This is a genomic window from Marinobacter sp. LM1 (assembly GCF_042763285.1).
In the GTDB taxonomy this organism is placed as follows: Bacteria; Pseudomonadota; Gammaproteobacteria; order Pseudomonadales; family Oleiphilaceae; genus Marinobacter; species Marinobacter nauticus.
Genome location: NZ_CP114373.1, coordinates 1,661,356 through 1,683,906 on the forward strand (window position 1 = coordinate 1,661,356; position 22,551 = coordinate 1,683,906).

24 protein-coding genes are annotated in these 22,551 nt (G+C 58.1%); 23 read left to right on the forward strand and 1 reads right to left on the reverse strand.

Features of this window, described 5'->3' with window-relative positions:
- Nucleotides 1–31 precede the first annotated feature (31 nt).
- A complete protein-coding gene (locus OZ656_RS07770; RefSeq protein WP_278351303.1) occupies nucleotides 32–514 on the reverse strand; it encodes a DUF6586 family protein in 483 nt (160 codons plus the stop codon).
- Nucleotides 515–733: 219 nt separating this feature from the next.
- Here OZ656_RS07770 and OZ656_RS07775 point away from each other — a divergent pair, with 219 nt between their 5' ends.
- The 23 genes from OZ656_RS07775 to flhB all read left to right on the forward strand — a co-directional run bounded on the left by OZ656_RS07775 (nucleotide 734) and on the right by flhB (nucleotide 22,500).
- Nucleotides 734–2,092, forward strand: a complete 1,359-nt coding sequence (locus OZ656_RS07775) for a DUF1329 domain-containing protein (protein ID WP_206851406.1) — start codon at nucleotides 734–736, stop codon at nucleotides 2,090–2,092.
- A gap of 80 nt (nucleotides 2,093–2,172) precedes the next feature.
- Complete coding sequence (locus OZ656_RS07780) at nucleotides 2,173–2,502, forward strand: SOS cell division inhibitor (protein ID WP_278351304.1); 330 nt, start codon at nucleotides 2,173–2,175, stop codon at nucleotides 2,500–2,502.
- A 70-nt stretch (nucleotides 2,503–2,572) separates the two neighbouring features.
- Nucleotides 2,573–4,021: a sigma-54 dependent transcriptional regulator gene (locus OZ656_RS07785; protein ID WP_011785475.1), complete on the forward strand. Its 1,449-nt coding sequence runs from the start codon at nucleotides 2,573–2,575 to the stop codon at nucleotides 4,019–4,021.
- Nucleotides 4,022–4,234: 213 nt separating this feature from the next.
- Nucleotides 4,235–5,470, forward strand: coding sequence for a PAS domain-containing sensor histidine kinase (locus OZ656_RS07790; RefSeq protein WP_023009854.1), 1,236 nt, complete (start codon nucleotides 4,235–4,237; stop codon nucleotides 5,468–5,470).
- 23 nt (nucleotides 5,471–5,493) lie between these two features.
- Entirely contained in the window at nucleotides 5,494–6,939 is a 1,446-nt protein-coding gene (locus OZ656_RS07795) for a sigma-54 dependent transcriptional regulator (RefSeq protein WP_278351305.1), read from the forward strand.
- 255 nt (nucleotides 6,940–7,194) lie between these two features.
- Nucleotides 7,195–7,563 (forward strand): flagellar hook-basal body complex protein FliE, encoded by a 369-nt coding sequence (fliE, locus tag OZ656_RS07800; RefSeq protein ID WP_011785472.1) that lies wholly within the window; start codon nucleotides 7,195–7,197, stop codon nucleotides 7,561–7,563.
- A 15-nt stretch (nucleotides 7,564–7,578) separates the two neighbouring features.
- Complete coding sequence (fliF, locus tag OZ656_RS07805; protein WP_011785471.1) at nucleotides 7,579–9,285, forward strand: flagellar basal-body MS-ring/collar protein FliF; 1,707 nt, start codon at nucleotides 7,579–7,581, stop codon at nucleotides 9,283–9,285.
- Nucleotides 9,278–10,321 carry a flagellar motor switch protein FliG gene (gene fliG / locus OZ656_RS07810; RefSeq protein WP_011785470.1) on the forward strand — a complete coding sequence of 348 codons (1,044 nt, stop codon included), beginning with the start codon at nucleotides 9,278–9,280 and terminating at the stop codon, nucleotides 10,319–10,321. The genes fliF and fliG overlap by 8 nt, the downstream gene beginning before the upstream one ends.
- Nucleotides 10,321–11,211 (forward strand): flagellar assembly protein FliH, encoded by an 891-nt coding sequence (locus OZ656_RS07815; protein WP_278351306.1) that lies wholly within the window; start codon nucleotides 10,321–10,323, stop codon nucleotides 11,209–11,211. Before fliG ends, OZ656_RS07815 begins: the two co-directional genes overlap by 1 nt.
- Entirely contained in the window at nucleotides 11,192–12,583 is a 1,392-nt protein-coding gene (gene fliI / locus OZ656_RS07820; protein WP_278351307.1) for a flagellar protein export ATPase FliI, read from the forward strand. The genes OZ656_RS07815 and fliI overlap by 20 nt, the downstream gene beginning before the upstream one ends.
- Nucleotides 12,583–13,026, forward strand: coding sequence for a flagellar export protein FliJ (fliJ, locus tag OZ656_RS07825; RefSeq protein ID WP_011785467.1), 444 nt, complete (start codon nucleotides 12,583–12,585; stop codon nucleotides 13,024–13,026). Before fliI ends, fliJ begins: the two co-directional genes overlap by 1 nt.
- A 137-nt stretch (nucleotides 13,027–13,163) precedes the next feature.
- A complete protein-coding gene (locus tag OZ656_RS07830) occupies nucleotides 13,164–13,469 on the forward strand; it encodes an STAS domain-containing protein (protein ID WP_014421036.1) in 306 nt (101 codons plus the stop codon).
- Between the two features lie 10 nt (nucleotides 13,470–13,479).
- Entirely contained in the window at nucleotides 13,480–15,204 is a 1,725-nt protein-coding gene (locus tag OZ656_RS07835; RefSeq protein WP_153740456.1) for a fused response regulator/phosphatase, read from the forward strand.
- A 23-nt stretch (nucleotides 15,205–15,227) separates the two neighbouring features.
- Entirely contained in the window at nucleotides 15,228–15,578 is a 351-nt protein-coding gene (locus OZ656_RS07840) for an Hpt domain-containing protein (RefSeq protein WP_153740455.1), read from the forward strand.
- Nucleotides 15,579–15,675: 97 nt separating this feature from the next.
- Nucleotides 15,676–16,860 (forward strand): flagellar hook-length control protein FliK, encoded by a 1,185-nt coding sequence (locus OZ656_RS07845; protein WP_278351309.1) that lies wholly within the window; start codon nucleotides 15,676–15,678, stop codon nucleotides 16,858–16,860.
- 181 nt (nucleotides 16,861–17,041) lie between these two features.
- Nucleotides 17,042–17,542 carry a flagellar basal body-associated protein FliL gene (fliL, locus tag OZ656_RS07850; protein WP_011785462.1) on the forward strand — a complete coding sequence of 167 codons (501 nt, stop codon included), beginning with the start codon at nucleotides 17,042–17,044 and terminating at the stop codon, nucleotides 17,540–17,542.
- Nucleotides 17,543–17,584: 42 nt separating this feature from the next.
- A complete protein-coding gene (gene fliM / locus OZ656_RS07855) occupies nucleotides 17,585–18,583 on the forward strand; it encodes a flagellar motor switch protein FliM (RefSeq protein WP_011785461.1) in 999 nt (332 codons plus the stop codon).
- Nucleotides 18,576–19,076, forward strand: a complete 501-nt coding sequence (gene fliN / locus OZ656_RS07860) for a flagellar motor switch protein FliN (RefSeq protein ID WP_113878971.1) — start codon at nucleotides 18,576–18,578, stop codon at nucleotides 19,074–19,076. The genes fliM and fliN overlap by 8 nt, the downstream gene beginning before the upstream one ends.
- A 1-nt stretch (nucleotide 19,077) precedes the next feature.
- Entirely contained in the window at nucleotides 19,078–19,527 is a 450-nt protein-coding gene (fliO, locus tag OZ656_RS07865) for a flagellar biosynthetic protein FliO (RefSeq protein WP_121206856.1), read from the forward strand.
- Nucleotides 19,528–19,531: 4 nt separating this feature from the next.
- On the forward strand, nucleotides 19,532–20,293 hold the full coding sequence (gene fliP / locus OZ656_RS07870; RefSeq protein ID WP_379945155.1) for a flagellar type III secretion system pore protein FliP: 762 nt from the start codon (nucleotides 19,532–19,534) through the stop codon (nucleotides 20,291–20,293).
- Between the two features lie 8 nt (nucleotides 20,294–20,301).
- Complete coding sequence (gene fliQ / locus OZ656_RS07875; RefSeq protein WP_014421042.1) at nucleotides 20,302–20,571, forward strand: flagellar biosynthesis protein FliQ; 270 nt, start codon at nucleotides 20,302–20,304, stop codon at nucleotides 20,569–20,571.
- Nucleotides 20,572–20,575: 4 nt separating this feature from the next.
- Entirely contained in the window at nucleotides 20,576–21,361 is a 786-nt protein-coding gene (fliR, locus tag OZ656_RS07880) for a flagellar biosynthetic protein FliR (protein WP_022991614.1), read from the forward strand.
- A gap of 2 nt (nucleotides 21,362–21,363) precedes the next feature.
- Nucleotides 21,364–22,500 (forward strand): flagellar biosynthesis protein FlhB, encoded by a 1,137-nt coding sequence (gene flhB / locus OZ656_RS07885; RefSeq protein WP_379945156.1) that lies wholly within the window; start codon nucleotides 21,364–21,366, stop codon nucleotides 22,498–22,500.
- Nucleotides 22,501–22,551: the final 51 nt, after the last annotated feature.

A 22,551-nucleotide genomic window follows, 5' to 3' on the forward strand; every position in this document is an offset into this window, starting at 1 on the left:
GTATGTTAATGGATTGGCTCCGGCAGGCGGATTACCACTCGCTGTGTTGCTCGTCTATCTCTCTGGTCAATACGGTCATGGCAGCCAGTATCTTGTTCAGAGCCTGAACGGACCGATCTGGCCCCTGATCCGCCGAAACCGCAATGATGTTTTCTTCCGTCACGGTTTTCCGTGTCTTGGGCGGTTCTCCAGCGGCAGCCTCCAACTGATTCAGCTGTTGCCACCAACTGCCTGGTGTTTCAGCCAGTTCCTTCAACATCCCGCCTTCCGCAATCGCATAGGGAAACAGCGCCTCCAGCTCATCAATGGAGGCCGGTCTGTCGACTTTGTTCTGGTGACATCGGGCAATCATTACCAGCAGGAGTAAGCGAGCCCGCAGCAACAACTCAATGGCACCTTGCAGTTGGGCTTCTCGTTCTGGTGCAGTCGCCGCTTCGTCTTGCTCAACCCGGACTAGTAACGTTTTGGCCAGAAACAGCTTTTGCGAAACCAGGGTGTGCCATTGTGATGCCATGAGGAAACCTGCGAGCGAAAAATCAGAGAAACAGGGCCGGTAAAACTTTGGGAGTCTACCATTTTTGGCTGTTTATTTCTCGCTCTGTCCGCTTTGTGGAAATGCTCTTGTCACAAGAAACTACAAACAACCACTTGAAACGGGCGTTTGAAACTGGCAAAAAGAGCGTCAGATTGGGTGAGTATTGACCACTCATGTGACTCACGCTGGAGGTTGAGGATGCGAAACCGATTTATTGCTGCCATCGCAGTTGCTGTTATGGGGGCGTCCAGTCCGCTGCTGGCAAAGGTAACACAGGCGGAAGCCGCGCGCCTGAATAATGAGCTGACACCGGTTGGTGCTGAGCGCGCGGGCAACGCAGCGGGCACCATTCCAGCCTGGGATGGCGGGCTTGCCACGCCACCGGCGAATTGGCGCGAGGGGTCTGTAGAAACCAATCCGTTCCCTGGCGATGACGCCCTGTATGTGGTGACGGGTGATAACCTTGATCTTTACCGGGATAAGTTGTCGGACGGCCACATACGGATGCTGGAGCAATATGGCCCGGCATTTTTCATGCCGGTGTATGAAACCCGTCGGACAGCGGCTTTTCCCGAACATGTATACGAGAAGTTCCGTCAGAATGCCCTGACCGCCGAGCTTTTGGATAATGGTAACGGGGTAAGAGACACCATCATGACCAGCCCGTTCCCCATTCCGAAGAATGGTCTGGAGGCGATCTGGAACCACATTCTCCGGTATCGCGGTGAGGAGGTGTCCTTCCGAAGTGCTTCAGCCACTCCTCAGGAAGACGGTTCTTTCAACCCGGTGGTCAACCACTACGATTATTTTTTCGCGTACAGTCAGGTAGGCGCGGATCTTGCCGATATCGACAACAAGATCTTCTACCTGAAAACCGAGACTATCGCCCCGACCACGCTGGCGGGCACCATCACCCTGGTGCACGAGACTCTGGACCAGGTTCGTTCACCTCGCCTTGCATGGCGTTATGATGCGGGTTCCCGACGCTTGCGCCGGTCTCCGAACCTGGCCTACGAGACAGACCTGCCGAATTCGTCCTCTCTGCGTTCGGTTGACCAGAAAGATATGTATAACGGTGCTCCAAACCAGTATGACTGGGAACTCAAAGGTAAACGGGAGCTGCTGGTTCCCTACAACGGATACAAGCTTCACGATTCCAGTGTTCGCCCTGAGGATGTCATCCGCCCCAACCACATCAACCAGAGTCTTGCTCGCTATGAGCTGCATCGGGTGTGGGTGGTAGAGGCCAAGCGTCGTACCGGTATCGGCCATATTTACGAGCGCCGTGTGTTCTACATTGATGAAGATAGCTGGCAGATTCTGGTCTCTGAGGAGTACAACGAGAAAGGCGAGCTATGGCGCGTTTCCGAGGCTCACAATATCAGCTACTACAGTGAGCCGGTCTTCTGGACCACCATGGAAATGACGTATGATCTGAAGGCAAATCGTTATTACATTGATGGTCTGGACAATGGTTACCCCGCCTATGATTTCGCGCCGGGGTATCGTGGTAACGAGTTTACCGCCTCTGCGGCCCGTCGCGCAGCACGGCGTTAACCGTCCGCTTGCGGGGCGCCATCGCTTCCGGTGGTGCCCTTTCGTTGGCCAGTCTGTCCCGCAGACCACGGAGATTGCTGATGGCCAACCCTGAAAACCTCCTTTCCGATCTGGATCAGCTTCAAGACGAATTAACCCTGGCCCTGGACAACCAGGATTGGGAACGATTGGGCCAGCTTAATGCTCGGGTTCGACCGACGGTGGAACCGTTGATGGCTGAGCTCGAGCAGGGCCGACTTGATGCCACACTGGTGCGAGAGCGACTGGAAGCGCTGAATCGTTTTGTGGCCGAGGCCGATGCCGCCGCTGTGAAGGCCCGCGACGAGGCGAAAGCCTCATTGAAGTGGGTCAGCCAGAACCGTAACGCCGCCAAAACCTATCAGAACGTCTCCTCGAATCGTCAAAGATAGCGTCATAAAATTGACTCGGGCCGGCATACGGTCTTAAATACCGCACAAATCCATGAAGAGATTCCTGTGAATGTCCAAAAATAACAAAGTGCTGGTGCTGAGTGAGGATGAAACCAGGCGACGAGATCTGGTCACCATTCTGGAGTTTGTCGGTGAAGAGCAGGTGATTTCCGGCGACGAGGCTTTGGCGCTTTTGGCGAGTGACGATGATCAGGCCTGGGATAGTGTTTCAGTGGCGGTCGTCAACGGCACCGAATCCGGCGCCTGTTCCGCCATAGAGCAAGTATGCCGAGCCATGACCGGTGTGCCAGTGTTGCTGGTTGGCGACCCTGAGCTCAAGGGTTTGTCAGAGGACGATGCGGCACGAGTGATTGCGCGGATGGAATGGCCGCTGAACTACACCAAGTTCGTGGATTCCCTGTACCGCGCACAGATCTATCGGGACCAGTTCAGCCGCAACCAGCAGCGCGGCCAGCAGCGTGGTGTGCAGCTGTTCCGCAGCCTTGTGGGAACCAGTCGTAAAGTCCAGCAAGTGCGCCAGTTGATGGAGCAGGTGGCCGACAAGGATGTGAGCGTGCTGATTACCGGAGAGTCCGGTACTGGGAAGGAAGTGGTTGCTCGCAATCTGCATTACCATTCTTCCCGCCGCGATAAGCCCTTTGTGCCGGTGAACTGTGGTGCCATTCCGGCAGAGCTGCTGGAAAGCGAGCTCTTTGGCCATGAGAAAGGCGCGTTTACCGGTGCCATTACGGCGAGGGTAGGGCGCTTTGAGATGGCGGAAGGCGGCACCTTGTTCCTGGATGAAATTGGCGATATGCCCCTGAACATGCAGGTGAAGATACTGCGGGTTCTGCAAGAGCGCACCTTTGAAAAAGTGGGCAGTAACCGCACCCAGACCGCTGACGTACGGGTGATTGCGGCGACCCACAAGCATCTTGAGGACATGATTGAATCCGGTGATTTCCGGGAGGATCTGTACTACCGGCTGAACGTGTTCCCCATCGAAATGCCGGCACTCCGGGAGCGAGTCGAAGACATTCCACTGTTGATCAATGAGCTGATTTCCCGGATGGAAAAAGAGAAGCGTGGTTCATTGCGGATGAACTCGGCGGCCATCATGAGCCTGTGTCGTCATGATTGGCCGGGCAATGTCCGTGAGCTGGCTAACCTGGTGGAGCGTCTTGCCATCATGCATCCCTATGGCGTGATCGGAGTGCAGGAATTGCCGAAGAAGTTCCGCTATGTGGATGATTATGACGAGAATCGCCCGGTAGAGGATTCCGGTATGCCCTCTTCCATACCAGGCCTGGTGGGGCTGGATGCGCCAGCGTTGCTGCCGGTGAACGGCATTGATCTGAAGGATTATCTCTCCAATCTTGAAAAGCAGTTGATTCAGCAGGCTCTCGATGAAGCCAGCGGCGTAGTCGCCCGCGCTGCCGAGAAGCTGCGGATACGGCGCACTACGCTGGTGGAGAAAGTGCGAAAGTATGGTCTGAGGGACGACTCAGAAGAAGCCTGATGATACCGGGGTGGCCGTTAAAAGGTGGCGTCAAAGGTTTGTAACCTGCGACGCCATTGTTGTTTCTGGCCGACGGTAATTCGTCACCCCGGGTATCGTTGGTTTCGTTACTATTTGAAAATAAACAATAAATACTAATTGGCACGCTGTTAGCTTTAACCTTTCCGAACAAAAGTATTGATGGCCCCGCCGGGCCTGTCAGGGGGAAAGGTTATGAGCCACGCACATGTCGTTATGGAGTCCCGCCACCAGCCGGATGCCAACGCTGCGGCTGATGTCAACGACAAGGTGACAGCACTGTTTCCGCAGCAGGACGATGAGGCTGTAGATTCTGCGCTGGAACTGTTCAATCGCATGTCTCGGCAGATTACCGATTCCTATCGCACACTCGAGTCTCGGGTGAACCAGCTCTCCGGTGAACTGTCTTATGAATCGCGACAGCGCCAGCAGGAGCTGGAGCAGAAAGAGCAGCTGGCAGATCGCCTGTCTACCTTGCTCAATGCTTTGCCTGCGGGCGTGGTGGTGCTGGACAAACATGGTACTGTCAGCCAGAGCAACCCGGCCGCCATTGCCTTGCTGGGCGAGCCGCTGGAGGGCGAGCGCTGGATTGACGTAATCCGCCGCTGTTTCGCACCCCGTAACGATGATGGCCATGAGGTGTCCCTGAAGGATGGTCGCCGGGTCAGCATTGAGATCCGTACCATGGAGAATCAGCCGGGTCAGTTGATCCTGCTGACCGATCTGACTGAAACGCGCCAGCTCCAGTCGCAACTGGCTCATGCCCAGCGCCTCTCTGCCATGGGCAAGATGGTTGCCTCCCTGGCCCACCAGATTCGCACACCGCTGTCTGCTGCCATTCTCTATGGTGGCCATCTGAGCCAGCCGGATCTCGATGAGGAGCTACGTCAACGTTGCGCCTCCCGGCTGATGTCCCGCCTCACCCATCTGGAACAGCAGGTTCGCGACATGTTGATCTTCGCCCGGGGCGAAACCCGACTGGCGGAAGAGCTGGATTCGTCGCGCCTGGTGGAGGCGCTGGAGTCTGCTGTGGATGGGCTCAAGCTTGCGCCAGGTGTGCAGGTGGCCCTGGACAACCAGGTGCAGACGCCTTGCCGGCTGATGTGCAATCGCGATGCCCTGGTCGGCGCCTGTACCAATCTTGTGAATAACAGTCTGGAGGCGGGGGCCGCCGACGTTTCAATCGTTGTTTCCGCCACCTCCGGCCGCCTGGAGATCCGGGTTTCCGATAATGGGCCCGGGTTCGAGCCTGGTGAGGCAGGTCGGATTATGGAAGCCTTCTACACCACCAAGTCCCATGGCACCGGCCTCGGGCTGGCCGTGGTGCAGGCTGTGGTCAAGGCCCATCAGGGCGAGTTTTCGATTTCATCCCCCGGACAGCAAGGTGCCGACGCGATAGTTCGGCTGCCGATTCTGACAGCCCGGTTTTAAAGAACAGGTTGGAGGTACATAGCATGGCAAAGGCCCAGATTCTGATTGTGGAAGATGACCACGACCTGCGCGAAGCTTTGGTAACGACGCTGGAACTGGCGAAATTCCAGGTGCGGGAAGCGGCCAGCGCTGAAGATGCGCTGGCAAGCCTGGCCCGGGCGCCGGTCGATATGGTGGTCAGCGATGTCAATATGCCCGGCATGTCCGGCCATGAGTTGTTGGCGGAAGTTCAGCGCTTGTATCCGGGGCTGCCCATGATGCTGATTACCGCGTACGGCCAGATCAGCCACGCGGTGTCTGCCATGCAATCCGGTGCCATCGATTATCTGGTCAAGCCGTTTGAGCCTCAGGTTCTGGTGGAAGCGGTCAGTCGGGTCGTGGGCGGAAGCCGCCAAAAGGCTGGCGATGAGCCGGTGGCTGAGGATCCGGTCAGTAAACGCATGTTCCAGTTGGCCGCGAAAGTGGCGGCCAGTGATTCCACAGTGATGATTTCCGGTGAGAGTGGTACCGGTAAAGAAGTGTTGGCCCGCTATATCCATCAGCAGTCACCCCGAGCGGATGAGCCATTTGTCGCGATCAACTGTGCCGCTATTCCGGAGAATATGCTGGAAGCCATTCTGTTCGGTCACGAGAAAGGTGCTTTCACGGGTGCCGTTGCAGCCTCTCCAGGTAAATTCGAGCAGGCCAATGGCGGAACGATCCTGCTGGACGAGATTTCCGAAATGGATCTTGGTTTGCAGTCCAAGCTGCTGCGAGTGTTGCAGGAGCGGGAAGTGGAGCGCGTCGGTGGTCGCAAGACCATTCAGCTGGATGTTCGTGTGCTGGCGACCACAAACCGTGATCTGGCGGACTACGTGCGCGAGGGCAAGTTCCGCGAAGACCTTTATTATCGATTGACGGTGTTCCCGATGCGGTGGCAGCCCCTGCGGGAGCGGCCGCTGGATATTCTGCCCCTGGCCCGCTCACTGTTGAAAAAGCATTGCCGCAAGATGAAGCTGACCGGCATCACCCTGGCCGAGGATGCCCGCAAGGCACTGATGGCTCATGCCTGGCCGGGTAATGTCCGGGAACTGGACAATGCCATTCAGCGGGCGCTGGTGTTGCATCAGGGTAATGTAATCCACGCCGGTGATCTTTGTCTGGAGCTTGGGATTACCGGTGCCGCTGACTTTGGTGCACCCGCTGAGCCGGCCATTCCCGCCAGATCCATGGAGGCCCCTGAGGCCGACTTGCCAGACCCCGAGGCGGCGATGGAAGCGGATTCAGCGGCTGATGAGGCGATTGGCTCACTCGGAGATGATCTGCGCCAACAGGAGTTCCGTATCATTATTCAAACCCTCAAGAAAGAGCGTGGCAGGCGCAACCGGGCCGCGGAGCAACTGGGCATCAGCCCGCGAACGCTTCGTTACAAACTGGCCCAGATGCGAGATGCCGGTATCGATCTTGATGCGGAGCTGGCCATGGCCTGAGTCAGGGCCTTTGTTGTCGACCTTATACTCCTTCGGGCACCCTTCGGGGTGCCGTTTTTTTACTTGCCTGCCTGGTCTTCTTTTTCGGTCTGGTTTCATCCCTGTCAATTCTTCGTCGCGCAGACGCCTTCCGTTGTGCAATGATTTATTAACCCGTTGAAATAAATGGTTTAATTGTTTCTGGCCTGTTGCTTGCTTTCAGTTCATTTGAGTCAGCAACAAGTACAGACCCGACAGGGTCGCCGGGAGAGTGTGATGGTTCAACGTGCCGACATAAACAATGTTCTGTCTGAGATCCGGAATCTGCGTACCCAGATGATGCAGAACCAGCGGATTGAACAGGATCAGTCCGTACGTGGCCGCATCGATGGCCCACGACAGGTTCAGGAAACCCAGGAAGTTCCCAGCTTCAGCGATATGCTGGGCAAGGCCGTCAACAATGTACACGAGGTTCAGAGTCAGGCCAGTGAACTCAGGACGGCCTACGAAATGGGCGATCCGAACGTGGACATTACCCGGGTAATGATTGCTGCCCAGAAATCTTCGGTGTCTTTTGAGGCTCTGACCCAGGTGCGTAACCGGGTTGTGCGAGCCTATGAAGACATCATGAATATGCCGATCTGATAACGGAGCAACAGCATGGCAAGCGTACCTGCGGAAACCGCCGCCTCTGACCTGCCGGCTACTCAGGAGTCTGATACTCCGGAGAGCCGTAGCAATCTTTTGCTCGGATTCAACCGATTGAATCTGCTGCGCCAGGTCGGGCTTATGGTCGGGCTGGCCGCCAGCGTGGCACTGGGTGTAGCTGTGGTGCTCTGGGCCCAGGAGCCCAATTACCAGCCGGTGGTGGGGGATCTGTCTGCTTACAACCCGCAGGACGTGACCACCATCCTCGACAGCAACGGTATCGATTACAAGATGGACCCCCGCACCGGAGCATTGCTGGTGCCGTCTGAACAGGTCTATAGCGCGCGCCTCAAGCTTGCTGCTGAAGGCGTAACCGACCAGAAGACCATGGGCTATGAGTTGCTGGACCAGGAACGTGGTCTGGGAACGTCCCAGTTCATGGAAACCATCAGCTACCGGCGCGGACTGGAGGGCGAACTGGCTCGGACCATCGCTGCCATGCGCGGTGTCCGTAATGCTCGTGTGCACCTGGCCATTCCAGAGCGCTCGGTGTTTATCCGGGATGCCAGGGAGCCAACCGCCTCGGTGTTTCTTGAGGTATTTGCGGGACGTCGTCCGGAGCCCGAGCAGATTCGGGCCATCGTCAACCTGGTGGCCGGCAGCATTCCGATGATGAACCGGGATCAGGTGACTGTGGTTGACCAGAACGGCAATCTGTTGACGGGCGATGAGGTTCAGGCCGAAACAGACCGGATGAAAGACCAGTATGAATACACGTCCAGGGTTGAAGAGCGGCTGACCCGCCGTGTCGCCTCATTGATTGGCCCAATTGTCGGGGAAGGGCGTTACCGCGCGGAAGTCACCGCCGACCTCGACTTCTCTGCGGTCGAGCGTGCCGAGGAGTTATACAATCCGGAGCAACAGGCGGTGCGCAGTGAGCGCGAGTTGTCTGAGCAGCGTGTGGCGGGAGCCCAGGGTGGCATTCCCGGTGCGCTGGCCAATCAGCCGCCAGGGGCTGCGACGGTTCCGGAGCAGGCCACTGCCGCCCCAGGGGAAGATGGCGCTCCTGCAGCTCCGCCGGTGAATGTCCGGAGTGAATCCACCCGGAACTATGAACTGGATCGTACCGTCAGCTACACCCGTCAGGAGCTGGGTGCGGTCAAGCGGGTGACCGTGGCCCTTGCCGTGGATGACATGAAAGTGGTCGACCCGGAAACCGGCGAGGTGAGCTATCAACCCTGGCCAGAGGCCGAACTGCAACGGCTGAGCATGCTGGTGCGTGATGCGGTTGGCTATTCCGCGTCCCGCGGAGACAGCGTTACCGTCATGAATACCGCGTTTGCCCCTGAGGAAGCGGTGGAGTTTGAAGCTCCGGGCTTCTGGGAGCAGCCCTGGTTCTGGGATTTGATGAAGCAGGTATTGGCAGGACTGGTCATTCTGATTCTGGTTCTTGGCTTGCTGCGCCCCACCCTGAAGACACTGTCCGGTGGCGGTCGCCGCGAGCGTGGTGAAGGCGGAGAAGAGGGTGAGTATGGTGGCCTTGCTGATATTGAAGGCGGGCAGGCACTACGCGATGCCATGTCGTCTCAGGATGACCTGCTTTTGCCGGGCGCCACAGACAGCTATGATAGACAGTTGAATGCACTCAAAGGCCTGATTGCGGAAGATCCCGCCAGGGTTGCACAGGTTATGCGCCAGTGGGTGAATGTCGATGACTGAAGAAAACGGCCAGTTGCAGGGGGATGCCCCGAAAAAGCCGCAGCGCAAGATTCCGCGAGTGGAGCAGGCAGCGATCCTGCTGATGTCTCTGGGTGAAGCGGACGCTGCTGAGGTGCTCAAGCACATGGGGCCGAAAGAGGTTCAGCGGGTTGGCGTCGCCATGGCGCAGATGAAAGACGTCAGCAAGGACGACGTCACCTACGTGCTTAACCAGTTTGTGGACGCTGTCGGCGGCCAGACCGGTTTGGGGGTTGGTAATGACGATTATATCCGGGCGATGCTCACCCAGGCGCTGGGTGATGACAAGGCCGCGAGCCTGATTGACCGAATCCTGATTGGCGGCAATACCACCGGCCTGGATACTCTTAAGTGGATGGAGCCCCGGGCTGTGGGCGATATTATCCGTTACGAGCATCCCCAGATTCAGGCCATTGTTATCTCCTACCTAGACCCGGACCAGGCCGCTGAAATTCTTGGCACACTTGATGAAAAAGTGCGACTGGATGTGATGATGCGGGTGGCGTCGCTGGAAAGCATTCAGCCACAGGCCCTGCAGGAACTGAACGACATCCTTGAGAAGCAGTTCTCTGGTGGCGCAGCCTCCCAGACCAGTCGGATTGGTGGCGTGAAGCGAGCGGCCGATATCATGAACTTCATGGATCGGGGGATTGAGGGCTCGTTGATGGATTCCATCAAAGACATGGATCCGGATCTGGCGTCCACCATTGAAGACCTCATGTTCGTGTTTGATAACCTCAAGGATATTGATGATCGGGGTATTCAGGCGCTGCTTCGAGAGGTCTCCTCGGAGGTGCTGGTGGTGGCGCTCAAAGGTGCCGACGAAGCCGTCAAGGAGAAGATCTTCAAGAACATGTCCAAGCGTGCTGCGGAGTTGCTGCAGGATGATCTGGAAGCCAAGGGGCCGGTCAAGGTCAGCGAAGTCGAAGCGGCCCAGAAAGACATTATCACCGTTGCTCGCCGTATGGCTGAAGCCGGCGAGATCTCGCTGGGTGGTAGTGGCGAAGAAATGATGTGATGAAAGATTCCGATCAGGACAGCAAGCGCATACCGAAAGAACAGATGACCGCCTGGGAACGGTGGGAATTGCCCCTGCTTGATGAGCGCGGAAACCAGGTTGTCGAGGAAGAGGAAGTCAAGCCGCTGACCGCGGCCGACCTGGAAGAGATTCGCCAGGCTGCCCGCGAGGACGGTTTTCAGGAGGGGCGCCAGGCCGGGTACACTGAAGGCTTTGAGCAGGGACGTGCTGACGGGCACAAAGACGGCTACGCCTCTGGCGAGGCGGAGGGCCGGAGTCACGGAGAGCAGCAGGCAGCAGAGCAGACGCGTCAGGAAGTTGCCTCCCGGATGGAACGACTGGAGCATCTGATGGGAGAGCTGTTGTTGCCCATCGAGCGCCATGAAGACGAGCTGGAAGCGGTGCTGGTCAACCTCACTACGGTGTTGGCCCGGGCGGTGGTCTTCCGTGAGCTCAGCATGGATTCCTCCCAGATTCGCCAGGTGGTGCGTCGGGCGCTGTCGTCACTGCCCTCGACCGCCGACAATCTACGCATTCATATTCACCCCGACGATATCGAACCGGTACGCGAAGTCACTGAGCGCCTGGAATCATCGGCCGTGATTATTGAGGACGATTCTCTCATGCCCGGTGGCTGTAAAGTGGAATCGCGCCATAGTCTGGTGGATTACACCGTGGAGAAGCGATTCCAGCGGGCGGTTCAGGGCATGCTGGAAGAACAGCTGGCGGAGCCTGCCGGCCCGGATCAGGAAGAGCTGGCACCCAGTATGGGGGAGCTGACCGATTTTCACCGGGATGTACTGAGTGGTTCAGGCATGACATCAGCACCGGAATCCGAGTCTGACCAATTCAACGAGCAGGGCCAGGACGATGACCTCACGCCTGGCTGAACGGTTACGGCAGCTTCAGGGAGCCATCAATGCCGAACCGGCGCCAGAATTGTCTGGCCGGCTTACGCGCATGGTGGGTCTCACGCTGGAATGCGTGGGTTGCCCTATGGTGGTGGGGGACCGTTGTCTGATTCAGGGCGATGGCGCCACCAGTGTCGAAGCGGAAGTGGTGGGCTTTGAGGAAGACAAGGTTTACCTGATGCCGCTGACCGCCATCGAAGGTCTCAAGCCCGGAGCCCGGGTGATTCCTCTGGCCTCGGCCAGCAGGGTGCCGGTGGGCCCGCAAATGCTAGGACGCGTGGTGAATGGTGCCGGCGACCCGCTGGACGGCAAGGGACCGTTGCAGGCGGAGGCCAGAGTGCAGCTGACCGGCGACATCATCAACCCATTGAACCGGGCGCCGGTTCGCCAGTCCATGGATGTGGGCATTCGCGCCATCAATGCGTTGTTGACTGTGGGCCAGGGCCAGCGCCTCGGCCTGTTTGCCGGCAGTGGTGTCGGTAAGAGTATGTTGTTGGGGATGATGACCCGGTTTACCAATGCCGATATTACCGTGGTTGGATTGATTGGCGAGCGGGGCCGGGAGGTCAAGGAATTCATCGAGGACATTCTCGGCGATGAAGGCCTGGCGCGTTCCGTGGTTGTAGCCGCCCCGGCGGATGATTCGCCGCTGATGCGCCTGCGCGCTGCCATGCTCACCACCCGAATTGCCGAATATTACCGCGATCAGGGCAAGCGCGTTCTTCTTTTAATGGATTCTCTCACCCGCTATGCCCAGGCACAGCGGGAGATCGCCCTGGCCGTTGGCGAACCACCGGCGACCAAGGGTTATCCGCCCTCGGTTTTTGCCAAGCTGCCACAACTGGTTGAGCGAACCGGTAACGGCCGTCCCGGCGGTGGTTCCATTACCGCCTTTTATACCGTTCTGACGGAAGGCGACGATCAGCAGGATCCCATTGCTGACGCAGCCCGGGCCATCCTTGATGGTCACATCGTCTTATCCCGACGCCTGGCGGAAGAAGGCCACTATCCGGCCATAGATGTGGAAGCCTCCATCAGCCGGGTGATGCCCCAGGTGACCGATCCGGAGCACTTCTCCCGGGCCCAGAGATTCAAACAGGTCTATTCCCGTTATCAGCAGGCCCGTGATCTGATCAGTGTGGGCGCCTACGTGAAGGGTTCCGACCCGGAGACCGACTTTGCCATCCAGCATATAGGCAACATGCGCCAGTTTTTGCAGCAGGGGCTGAATGAAAGTGCTCCCCTTACGGAGGCGATTGAGCAGCTGCTGGCGGTGGTACCCGAACGACGTTCACCGGAACGAAGAAAGACGGCGGTGCCGAACCCCGCCGGCAATCGGGATAATGTCTGATGCTGCGATCGAAACGGCTTGAAGTTGTCCTCTCCCTTGAAGAGCGGAAAGAACAGGAAGCGTTGGAACGCCTTGGTGAGGCCCGAAAGCAGGTGGAGGCGCACCGAGAACAGGTGGAAAACCTGGAGCGGTATCAGCAGGAGTATCGTGACCAGATCCGCGCCAGCCAGCAGGGTGTTGTGCCTGTGGCGCGGTTGCAGGCCTGGCAGGCGTTTATCGCCCAGCTGGACCAGGTGATTGCCCAGCAACAGCGGCAGCTGCAACAAGCGGAGCAGGTGTTTGAAGCCCGGCGTCGGGAGTGGCAGCAGGCCTGGGAGCGTCGCCGTGGGATGGAAAAATACATCGAGTCCTGCCGACAACAGGAGCAGCGGGAGCAGGATCTCAGAGACCAGAAACTGGCGGACGAGGCGGCCGGTCGGGCCTTTGCCCGGCGGCAGCGATAATTGTTTGCCCCGATGACCTGCATCAGAAAACCTGGATGCAATTTCCGTTAATTTGTCTATCCTTTACCAGATAAGCTTGCCATCAATGGCCGGCGGCAAAGGAAAGTCATTGGTGGAATGTGCCGGGAGGTTCAGGAATGCCTATAGAGACACGCCGGAGCGATGATGGCAAGACCCTCACGATCTGCGTGGAGGGTCGGTTCGATTTCAGTACCCATCAATCCTTTCGGGATGCCTACGAGCATAGCGAACCCACCGTCAGCCACTACGTCATTGATCTTTCAGACACCACCTACCTCGACAGCTCGGCTCTGGGCATGTTGCTTCTGTTAAGGGATCACGCTGGCGGCGATGGCGCCCGCATCTCTATCGAGAACTGCAACAGCGATGTCCGGCGCATACTCTCCATTTCCAACTTCGAGCAGTTGTTCAGCATTCGCTGAGGCGATTCCCTTGAAGGTACTTCTTGCCGAGGACAGTGCCAGCGACCGGTTGATTCTGGCGCGGCTGGTAAGCCGCCTGGGCCATACCGTGATTGAGGCCGAAGACGGTACCGAGGCGGTGGAACTGTTCCGGGAATCCCAGCCGGATCTGGTGTTGCTGGACGCCCTGATGCCCCGGATGGACGGAATGGAAGCCGCCCGCCAAATCAAGGTGCTGGCGGGTGAGCGCCTGGTGCCGCTCATCTTTCTCACTTCCCTGTCCGGGGCCGGAGATCTGGCCCGATGTCTTGAGGCTGGCGGCGACGATTTTCTCGTGAAACCCTACAATCGGGTGATTCTCGAGGCGAAGATCAACGCGTTTAATCGTATGCGGGCCCTGCACCAGGCATTGTCGGACCAGCGTGACCAGATTCGGCGCCAGAACCAGCAGATGCTGGACGAGCAACGCACGGCACGGCGGGTGTTCGACAATATTGCCCACACCGGTTGCCTGGATGCACCTAATATTCGCCACCATGCCTCACCCCTGTCGGTCTTCAACGGTGATGTCCTGTTTGCGGCTCAGCGCCCCGGCGGGGGCACCCTGGTGTTCCTCGGTGATTTCACCGGGCACGGATTGCCAGCCGCCATTGGTGCCATGCCCGTGGCGGAAATCTTCTATGGGATGGCGGCCAAAGGTTTCGGAGCCCCGGATGTTCTCCGGGAAATCAACCGCAAGCTTCGACGAATACTGCCAGTTGGCATGTTTTGCTGCGGCCTGATGATTGAGGCGGATTTCAAACACAACAGTCTGCGTGTCTGGAACGGTGGCTTGCCGGATGGCTGGCTGTTGCGTGCCGGGGGCTACCGTGTCGCCATTCCGTCCCGGCACCTGCCGCTGGGAGTACAGGAGCCGGATCAGTTCTCGGCATCCATGACGGTGCTGGATGCTGCACCGGGCGACTGGTTGGTGATGATGACCGACGGGCTCCCCGAGGCACCCAACAGTGCGGGTGAAAGTCTGGGCGAGGAAGGTGTCCTGAGCGTGCTGGCAGGGCTGGAAACAGGGCAGGAGCCCTTCGAGGCCCTGCTGGCGAGAATGCAACAGCATACCGGAAAGCCAGAGCTGGCCGATGACCTGACACTGTGTTGTCTGCAAATGGTCCGGGCGGAGGCGCCCGAGGCAATGCCGGACAAGATTCCGGAATCGGCGCTGACCGGGCCGGCGGACTGGCACTGCGTCTATGAGCTGCGGGAACAGACCCTGGCAGACTTCAACCCACTGCCGCTTTTACTGCATATCTGTATGGAAGTGCCCGGTCTGAGGAGCCGAAGCGGCGAGGTCTACACGCTGTTGTCGGAACTCTACAACAATGCCCTTGAACACGGTGTGCTGGCCTTGTCCTCAGAGTGGAAAACGTCACCGGGCGGTTTCAGTCGTTATTACCAGGAGCGAACACGCAGACTGGGTAACACCGATGGGCATTTCATCCGGTTTTCTCTGGAGCATCAGCCCAGGGAGGGTGGAGGTACCCTCACCGTTGTCTGTGAAGACAGTGGTGATGGTTTTGATTTCACGGAATATTCTGACACAGTGACGCACCAGCAGGCGGCTTCGACCGGTCGATACGCGGGCCGGGGGCTGGAGATCCTCCGGCGAATGACACGAAATCTGAAGGTTCACGGCCGGGGCAATCGCGTGGAAATCGTCTATGATTGGTGGTTTCCCGACGCGGCCATAACGAGTGGCGCCTGAGTGCCGACAAGCGAGGATAGCGAATGAACGACAAACCCCATCTTGACGTGGAGGCACTGGCCGAACTGCAGGATGTGATGGAAGACGAGTTTGATGTCCTGATCCAGACCTACCTGGCAGACTCCCGTTCACGCATTGATGGCCTGAAAGAGGCACTGGCAACGGCCGATCCGGAGCACTTCGCCAAGACGGCGCATAGCTTCAAGGGTAGTTGCATCAATATCGGTGCTCCCAGACTGGGGGGGCTGTGTTTTGAGGCCGAGCAGCTGGGCAAGGACGCGACTCTGGAACAGGCTCCTGCAGTGCTTGAGCGGATTGAGGCCGAGTTTTCGGAAGTGGCCCAGCGATTGCAAAATTTTGGCCAGGAGGTCTGACCGTCACCCCGCGCTGAGGTTTGGCACCGCTTTTGCAGTTTTCAGGAAAACGCTCCGAACAGGGGCTACCTGAGATCTAAAGCGGCAAGAGGTTGCCATGCAACAGACCATACTTCCCCAGGCACCGGCGAAAACGAGTCAGCCAGAGGTCGGTGCAGCGAAATCGCAGGGCCGGAAGGACCCGGAGGCCGGTGACAGTCGTTTTGACGAGCTGTCCAGGGCCGAGCAGAAGCGGATGGATGCCAAGCGCGCCGAACGTCGGGATCAGGCAGATGCCGCGAAGGAACGCAAGGCAGCCGACCGGGCTGATGAGAAAGCCGAAGCCTCCAGTACCCGGTCAGAAAAAAACGATACGCCCACTGACCAGAAGCAGGTAGCGGACTCCGATTCACCGGCTCGTCCTTCCTCTGCCAGTGACACCAGCGATACCGGCGACACTGAGGCAGACGATGCCCTGGTCGTTGCCGAACCGCTGATGCCCCTGACATTCGCCAATCTTCAGTCGCTGTATCCTGCAGCCGCCAACCAATCCGGTACGGGCGGGCCTGGGAGCATGGCTTCAAATATGACGCTCACAGGAACTCAGGCCACTTCCGGACTGATCAAGGGCCTGCCAGGGCAAACAACTGCCGGGGGAGGCAGCACCGCTCTGGCTCCGGGCATGCAGCTAACCGACCTGTTTGCCGGTGCGACGAGCGCTGAGAGCGCCCGCCCCGTTGATCCGACCAGTCTGCTCTCCAATCCGAGATTCCAGAGTGTAATGGAAACCGCAGCGCAGCAGGCAGCACAGCCCGGAAAACTGGCTGCGGACGCCAACATTCCGCTCCGGGGCTACACCACCTCGGTGGATGTGCCGGTTGGACAGGCGGAGTGGGGCGACAAGGTCATGGGCAAGCTCAGTTGGCTGACCGCCCGCAATATGTCGGTTGCCGAAATACACCTCACGCCTCCGGATATGGGGCCAATGGAAGTCAAGGTGAAAGTCCACAACGATCAGGCCAGCGTCACCGTGCATGCGGCCAACCCGGTGGTGAGGGAGCAGCTCGAACAGCACTCCCACCGGCTCCGCGACATGCTGGGTGAACAGGGGTTGTCCCTGGGGCAGTTTGATGTCTCTGACCAGGGCGGTCAGCAGGCCGGTGGCGAGAGTGGTGAGGCCGGTGAGGGCGATGGTCGGTCTTCTGGTGGATCATCACTGGCCAGCCACGATGCTGATGCAGAGTCGTTGAGCACCGGCCAGCTTGATCTGGGCTGGCGGGGTGAAGTGGACGTCTTTGCCTGAGTCCGGATAATTTCTGAACAATTCAGCCTGCTGTTTTCCGACTTCTTTGCCCATCCCCTCCGGCAACGCTAAACTGCGGTTCTGACAACAGGGGATGGGCTGTCTGGCCCGGCCTTTGCATCACATCGGAGAAAGGTTGTTCGGAGCTTCCCGGACGCCAAAAAAGTGACAAGCGAGTGTTATGGCCGAAAATACTGCGACCGAAGCGCCTGCCAAAAAAGGCAAGCTGAAACTGATCATCATGCTGGTGATCATCATTATCCTGGCGGTGGGTCTTTCCGTGGTCGGGACACTCTGGTTCCTGGGCGGAGGATTGCCCGGCGCAGATGACGCCGAAACCACAACTTCGGCAGAGCCCGCGTTTGTCGCCAGCAGTTATACCGAAATTGAGAAAGCCCTGGTGACTACCGTTCAGGCGCAGGGTCGCCAGCGCTATGCCCAGGTCTATGTGTCATTCGAAGCCAAAGATCCTGCGGCACTGGCCGCTGCTGATGTTCATATGCCGCTTATCCGCAGCCAACTGGTGATGGTGCTGGGCAGCAGCGACTTCATGCAGTTGCAAACGCCGGAAGGTCGTCAGACGTTGGCCGACAGCATGCTGCAGACTGTGAACCAGGTGCTGGAGCAGGAAGGGGAGCCGGCAATCGACCGGGTATTGTTCCGGAATTTTGTGGTTCAGTAATCATACCGGACGGATAACCAACAGTTAGGGGCAGGAACAGGTATGCAGGATTTACTGTCACAGGACGAGATCGATGCCCTCCTCCACGGGGTGGATGATGGTGACATCGATACCTATGAAGAGACCGATGATACCGGCGTAAAGAACTACGACCTCGCCAGCCAGGATCGGATCGTCCGTGGCCGCATGCCAACGCTCGAGATGATCAACGAGCGTTTTGCCCGCTATACCCGTATCAGTCTGTTCAACCTGCTGCGCCGCAATGCCGATGTCTCCACCGGCGGCGTCCAGATCATGAAGTTCGGTGAGTACATCCATACCCTGTACGTACCCACCAGCCTTAACCTGTGCAAGGTTCGCCCGTTACGCGGTACATCCCTGTTCGTGCTGGACGCCAAGCTGGTGTTCAAACTGGTGGACAACTTCTTCGGTGGTGAGGGCCGCCATGCCAAGATCGAGGGTCGGGAATTCACACCGACCGAAACCCGAATTGTGCAAATGGTACTGAATCAGGTCTTCCACGATATGAAAGAAGCCTGGCACGCAGTCTTGCAGGTGGAATTCGAATACCTCAGCTCGGAAGTCAACCCGGCCATGGCCAACATCGTCAGCCCGAGCGAAGTGGTCGTGGTCAGCACCTTCCATATTGAACTCGATGGGGGGGGCGGCGAACTTCATTTCGCACTGCCGTATTCCATGATCGAGCCAATCCGCGATGTGCTGGATGCGGGTGTGCAGAGTGATATTGATGATGTCGACGAACGCTGGGTAAACGCCTTGCAGGAGGACATCAAAGAGGTCAATGTGCCCATCAATACCACCGTCTGCCGGCGCCGCATCTCTCTGCGTGACATTGCCCGGATGAAAGCTGGCGATGTGATTCCGGTAGAGATTCCCGAGCACCTGACGGTGACCGCCAATGGTATTCCAATCTACAAGGCAACGCTGGGCACCCGCGACGGTAAGCTGGCGCTGAGGATTCACGACCGGGCCAAGTTGCCCAAGGTAAAGAAACAACTGAAGGTGGGACGCAATGGCTGACGACGACAAGAAAGACGAGCAGGAACTCAGCGAAGACGAAAAGCTGGCGGCCGAGTGGGAAGCGGCAATGGACGAGTCCGGCGATGGAGAAGGCTCCCGGGAAGATGAGTGGGCAGCGGCCATGGCCGAGGCTGAAGGTGGCGACGACCAGCCTGAAGCCGAACGCCAGGATGTGCGCACCGCTCCCATGGAAGAGTTTGGTGCGGACCAGGGCCCTGGTGGCGGTGAGTCTCCTGACATTGACGTAATTTTGGATATTCCGGTTACCATTTCCATGGAAGTGGGGAACACCCAGATTCCGATACGAAACCTGCTTCAGCTGAACCAGGGCTCAGTGATTGAACTCGACCGACTGGCGGGCGAGCCTCTGGACGTGCTGGTTAATGGCACCCTGATCGCCCACGGTGAGGTGGTCATGGTCAATGAGAAGTTTGGTATCCGGTTGACGGACGTGATCAGTCCGGGTGAGCGAATCAAACGGCTGCAGAAATAATATGGCAAGACTGACGGGCTGGTTGCTGTTGTGGGCTCCGCTGCCGCTGTTGGCCGAGGAAACGGCAGCGGCGGGCGAAATCGCCACCTCTGGTGGGCGTGCCCCGGATACTGTGGCGACGATACTGAGCCTGGGAGCGGGCCTGCTGGCGGTGGTGGCCATCATTTATGGTTGTGCCTGGCTGATCCGTCGGATGGGCGGCATGACCGGTATGAACAACAACGCCATCAAGGTGGTGTCTGTGCTGGCTATCGGTGCCAGGGAACGTATTGCGCTGGTGGAAGTGGGGCAGCAGCAGATTCTGCTTGGTATTACTCCCAGCACGATCAGGACCCTGCATGTATTTGATCAGCCGGTGGTGGATGCCGGCAATGCCGGCTCCAGTGACTTCGCCCGCAAGCTGCAGTCCATGATTGGCAAATCCTGGTCAGCGCCAGAGAGGAAAGACTAACGTCATGGTGGTGGCCATTCTCAAACGCGGTTTTCCCTGGCTTACCCTGATTGCCGGCCTTTTCCTTCCCGCCCTGGCCCAGGCTGATCTGCCCGGCATTCCGGCATTTACGGTTGAGCCCGGCGAGAACGGCACCGAGGAGTACTCGGTAACCCTGCAGATCCTGGCGCTGATGACCGCGCTGACTTTCCTGCCGGCCATGCTGATGATGATGACCTCGTTTACCCGGATCATCGTGGTCTTTGCGATTCTTCGTCAGGCTCTGGGGCTACAGGCCACACCCTCCAACCAGATCTTGCTGGGGCTGGCGCTGTTTCTGAGCATTTTTATCATGAAGCCGGTGCTGGAAGAGGCGAACCGGGTGGGCCTGCAACCATACCTGCAGGAAGAGGTGACTTCACTGGAGGCGGTGGAACTGGCCAGCCAGCCGTTTCGGAAGTTTATGCTGGAGCAGACTCGAGAAGACGACCTGGCGCTGTTCATGAGGATTGCCGATGTTCAGTATGAAACACCTCAGGACGTGTCTTTCTGGATTCTGATGCCGGCGTTTGTCACCAGTGAACTGAAGACGGCGTTCCAGATCGGGTTTATTCTGTTTATACCATTCCTGATCATCGACATGGTGGTGGCCAGTGTTCTGATGGCCATGGGTATGATGATGCTGTCACCCATTATCATTTCGCTGCCGTTTAAAATCATGCTGTTTGTGCTGGTGGATGGCTGGGCCCTGATCATGGGAACCCTGGCCGCCAGTTACGGGATCTAGGAGGTATCATGACTCCGGAAACGGTTATCGACATACTGCGAGAAGCGCTCTGGCTGATTGTTTTGCTGTCTGCCGTCATCATCGGGCCGGGGCTGGCGATTGGTCTTGTGGTCAGTACCTTCCAGGCTGCCACCCAGATCAACGAACAGACCCTCAGTTTCCTGCCTCGCCTTCTGATCACACTGATCGTGATCATTGCCGCCGGGCCCTGGATGCTGACCACCTTGCTGGACCATGCCAACGGGCTGATCTCCCGCATTCCCTATCTGATCGGCTGAGCCCATGCTGCCGGCGGAGTTCAGCGCAGATCTGATTGGCCAGTGGGTGGGGCAGCATATCTGGCCATTATTCCGGCTGGCCAGTTTCCTCATGGTCATCCCCATCTTCGGTACTCAGTTGGTGCCCGCCCGTGTTCGGCTGGGACTGGCGCTGCTGATGACCATCCTGATTGTGCCCATGATTCCTCCCGTTCCCCAGGTGGAAGCGCTCAGTGCCGACGCGGTCGTCATCACCCTGCAGCAGATCCTGATTGGTATTGGCCTGGGCTTCGCGCTGACTGCACTCTGGCAGTTGTTTGTGATCGCCGGGCAGATGATTGCCATGCAGATGGGCCTGGGCTTTGCCTCCATGGTAGACCCCGCCAATGGTGTTAACGTGCCAGTGCTGGCTCAGATCTACACCATCACCATTACTTTGCTGTTTCTGGTGATGAATGGCCATCTGGTGGCCTTCGAGGTGTTCATCGAAAGTTTTTATACCTTGCCTATTGGCCTGGAGGGGCTGGGGCAGGATGGTGTGTGGGCGCTGGCCCATCGCATTTCCTGGATGTTTGCCTCCGCCATGTTGCTGGCATTGCCGGCGGTGACTGCGGTTCTGATTGTGAACATCTCTTTCGGTGTGATGACACGCGCAGCACCGCAGATGAACATCTTCGCCCTCGGCTTTCCGATTGGCCTGATTTTTGGATTGTTTGCTATCTGGGTGTTACACGCCAACTTCCTGCCGCACTTTGACCAGTACACGCGGGAAACCTTTGATTTCATGCGCGCTCTGCAAGGGCAACCCTGACCATGGCCGAAGAGAACGACAACAGTCAGGAAAAAACCGAAGAGCCTACCCCCCGACGCCTGGAAAAGGCCAAGGAGGAAGGTCAGACGGCCCGTTCCAAGGAACTGGCCACCATGGCGGTATTGCTGGCCGGCGCTGGCGGGCTTCTGATTTTTGGTACGTCGCTTGGCGCATCTATTGAGTCCATCATGCGCGACTCCTTCGTAATCGAGCGCTCAGCGATTTTTGATACCCGGCAAATGAGTGTGCAACTGATACTGGCGGCCAAAGAGGCCGCCTGGGCGCTGTCACCGATACTGGTAATGTTGCTGATTGCCGCCATTGCCGGCTCCATTGGCATCGGCGGTCTGCTGTTCAGTGCCAAGGCCATCGCACCGAAATTCAACCGCATGGATCCGATCAAAGGCCTGGGGCGAATGTTCTCCATGCGCTCCCTGATCGAGCTGGTCAAGGCCATTGCCAAGGTGGGGCTGGTGATGGCAGTCGCCATCCTGATTCTTAACCTGCGTACAGAAGATCTGCTCGCCATCGCCGAAGAGCCCACCGTTCCGGCCATAGAGCATGTACTGTGGACGTTGGGCTGGAGTTTCTTCTTCCTGTCCTGCGCCACCATTGCCATTGCCGCCATCGATGTACCCTTCCAGATCTACGATCACCAGAAAAAGCTCCGTATGACCAAGCAGGAGGTCAAGGACGAGTACAAGGACACCGAGGGCAAGCCGGAGGTCAAAGGCAAGATTCGCCAGCTCCAGCGGGAGATGGCCCAGCGCCGGATGATGCAGGACGTTCCCAAGGCCGATGTGGTGATTACTAACCCGACCCACTATGCCGTGGCCTTGAAGTACGATCAGAAAACCATGGGCGCGCCAGTGGTGGTGGCCAAGGGGGCAGACGAGGTGGCCTTCAAGATTATGGAAATTGCCAGGGAGAACAAGGTCGAGGTCCTGCGAACACCGCCACTGACACGGGCGGTGTATCACAATACCGATATTGGTGAAGAGATTCCGGACGGCCTGTACATGGCCATTGCTCAGGTGCTGGCCTACGTCTTCCAGCTGCGTCAGTTCCGCAAGGGCCGTGGGCCGAAGCCCGGCATGCCGGACTTCCCGATTCCGCCCGATATGCGGCGCGATATCTGAAGCCCTCTATTCCGGGGATCGGAATAGAGGCAGGATATTGCTTTCCGCGGG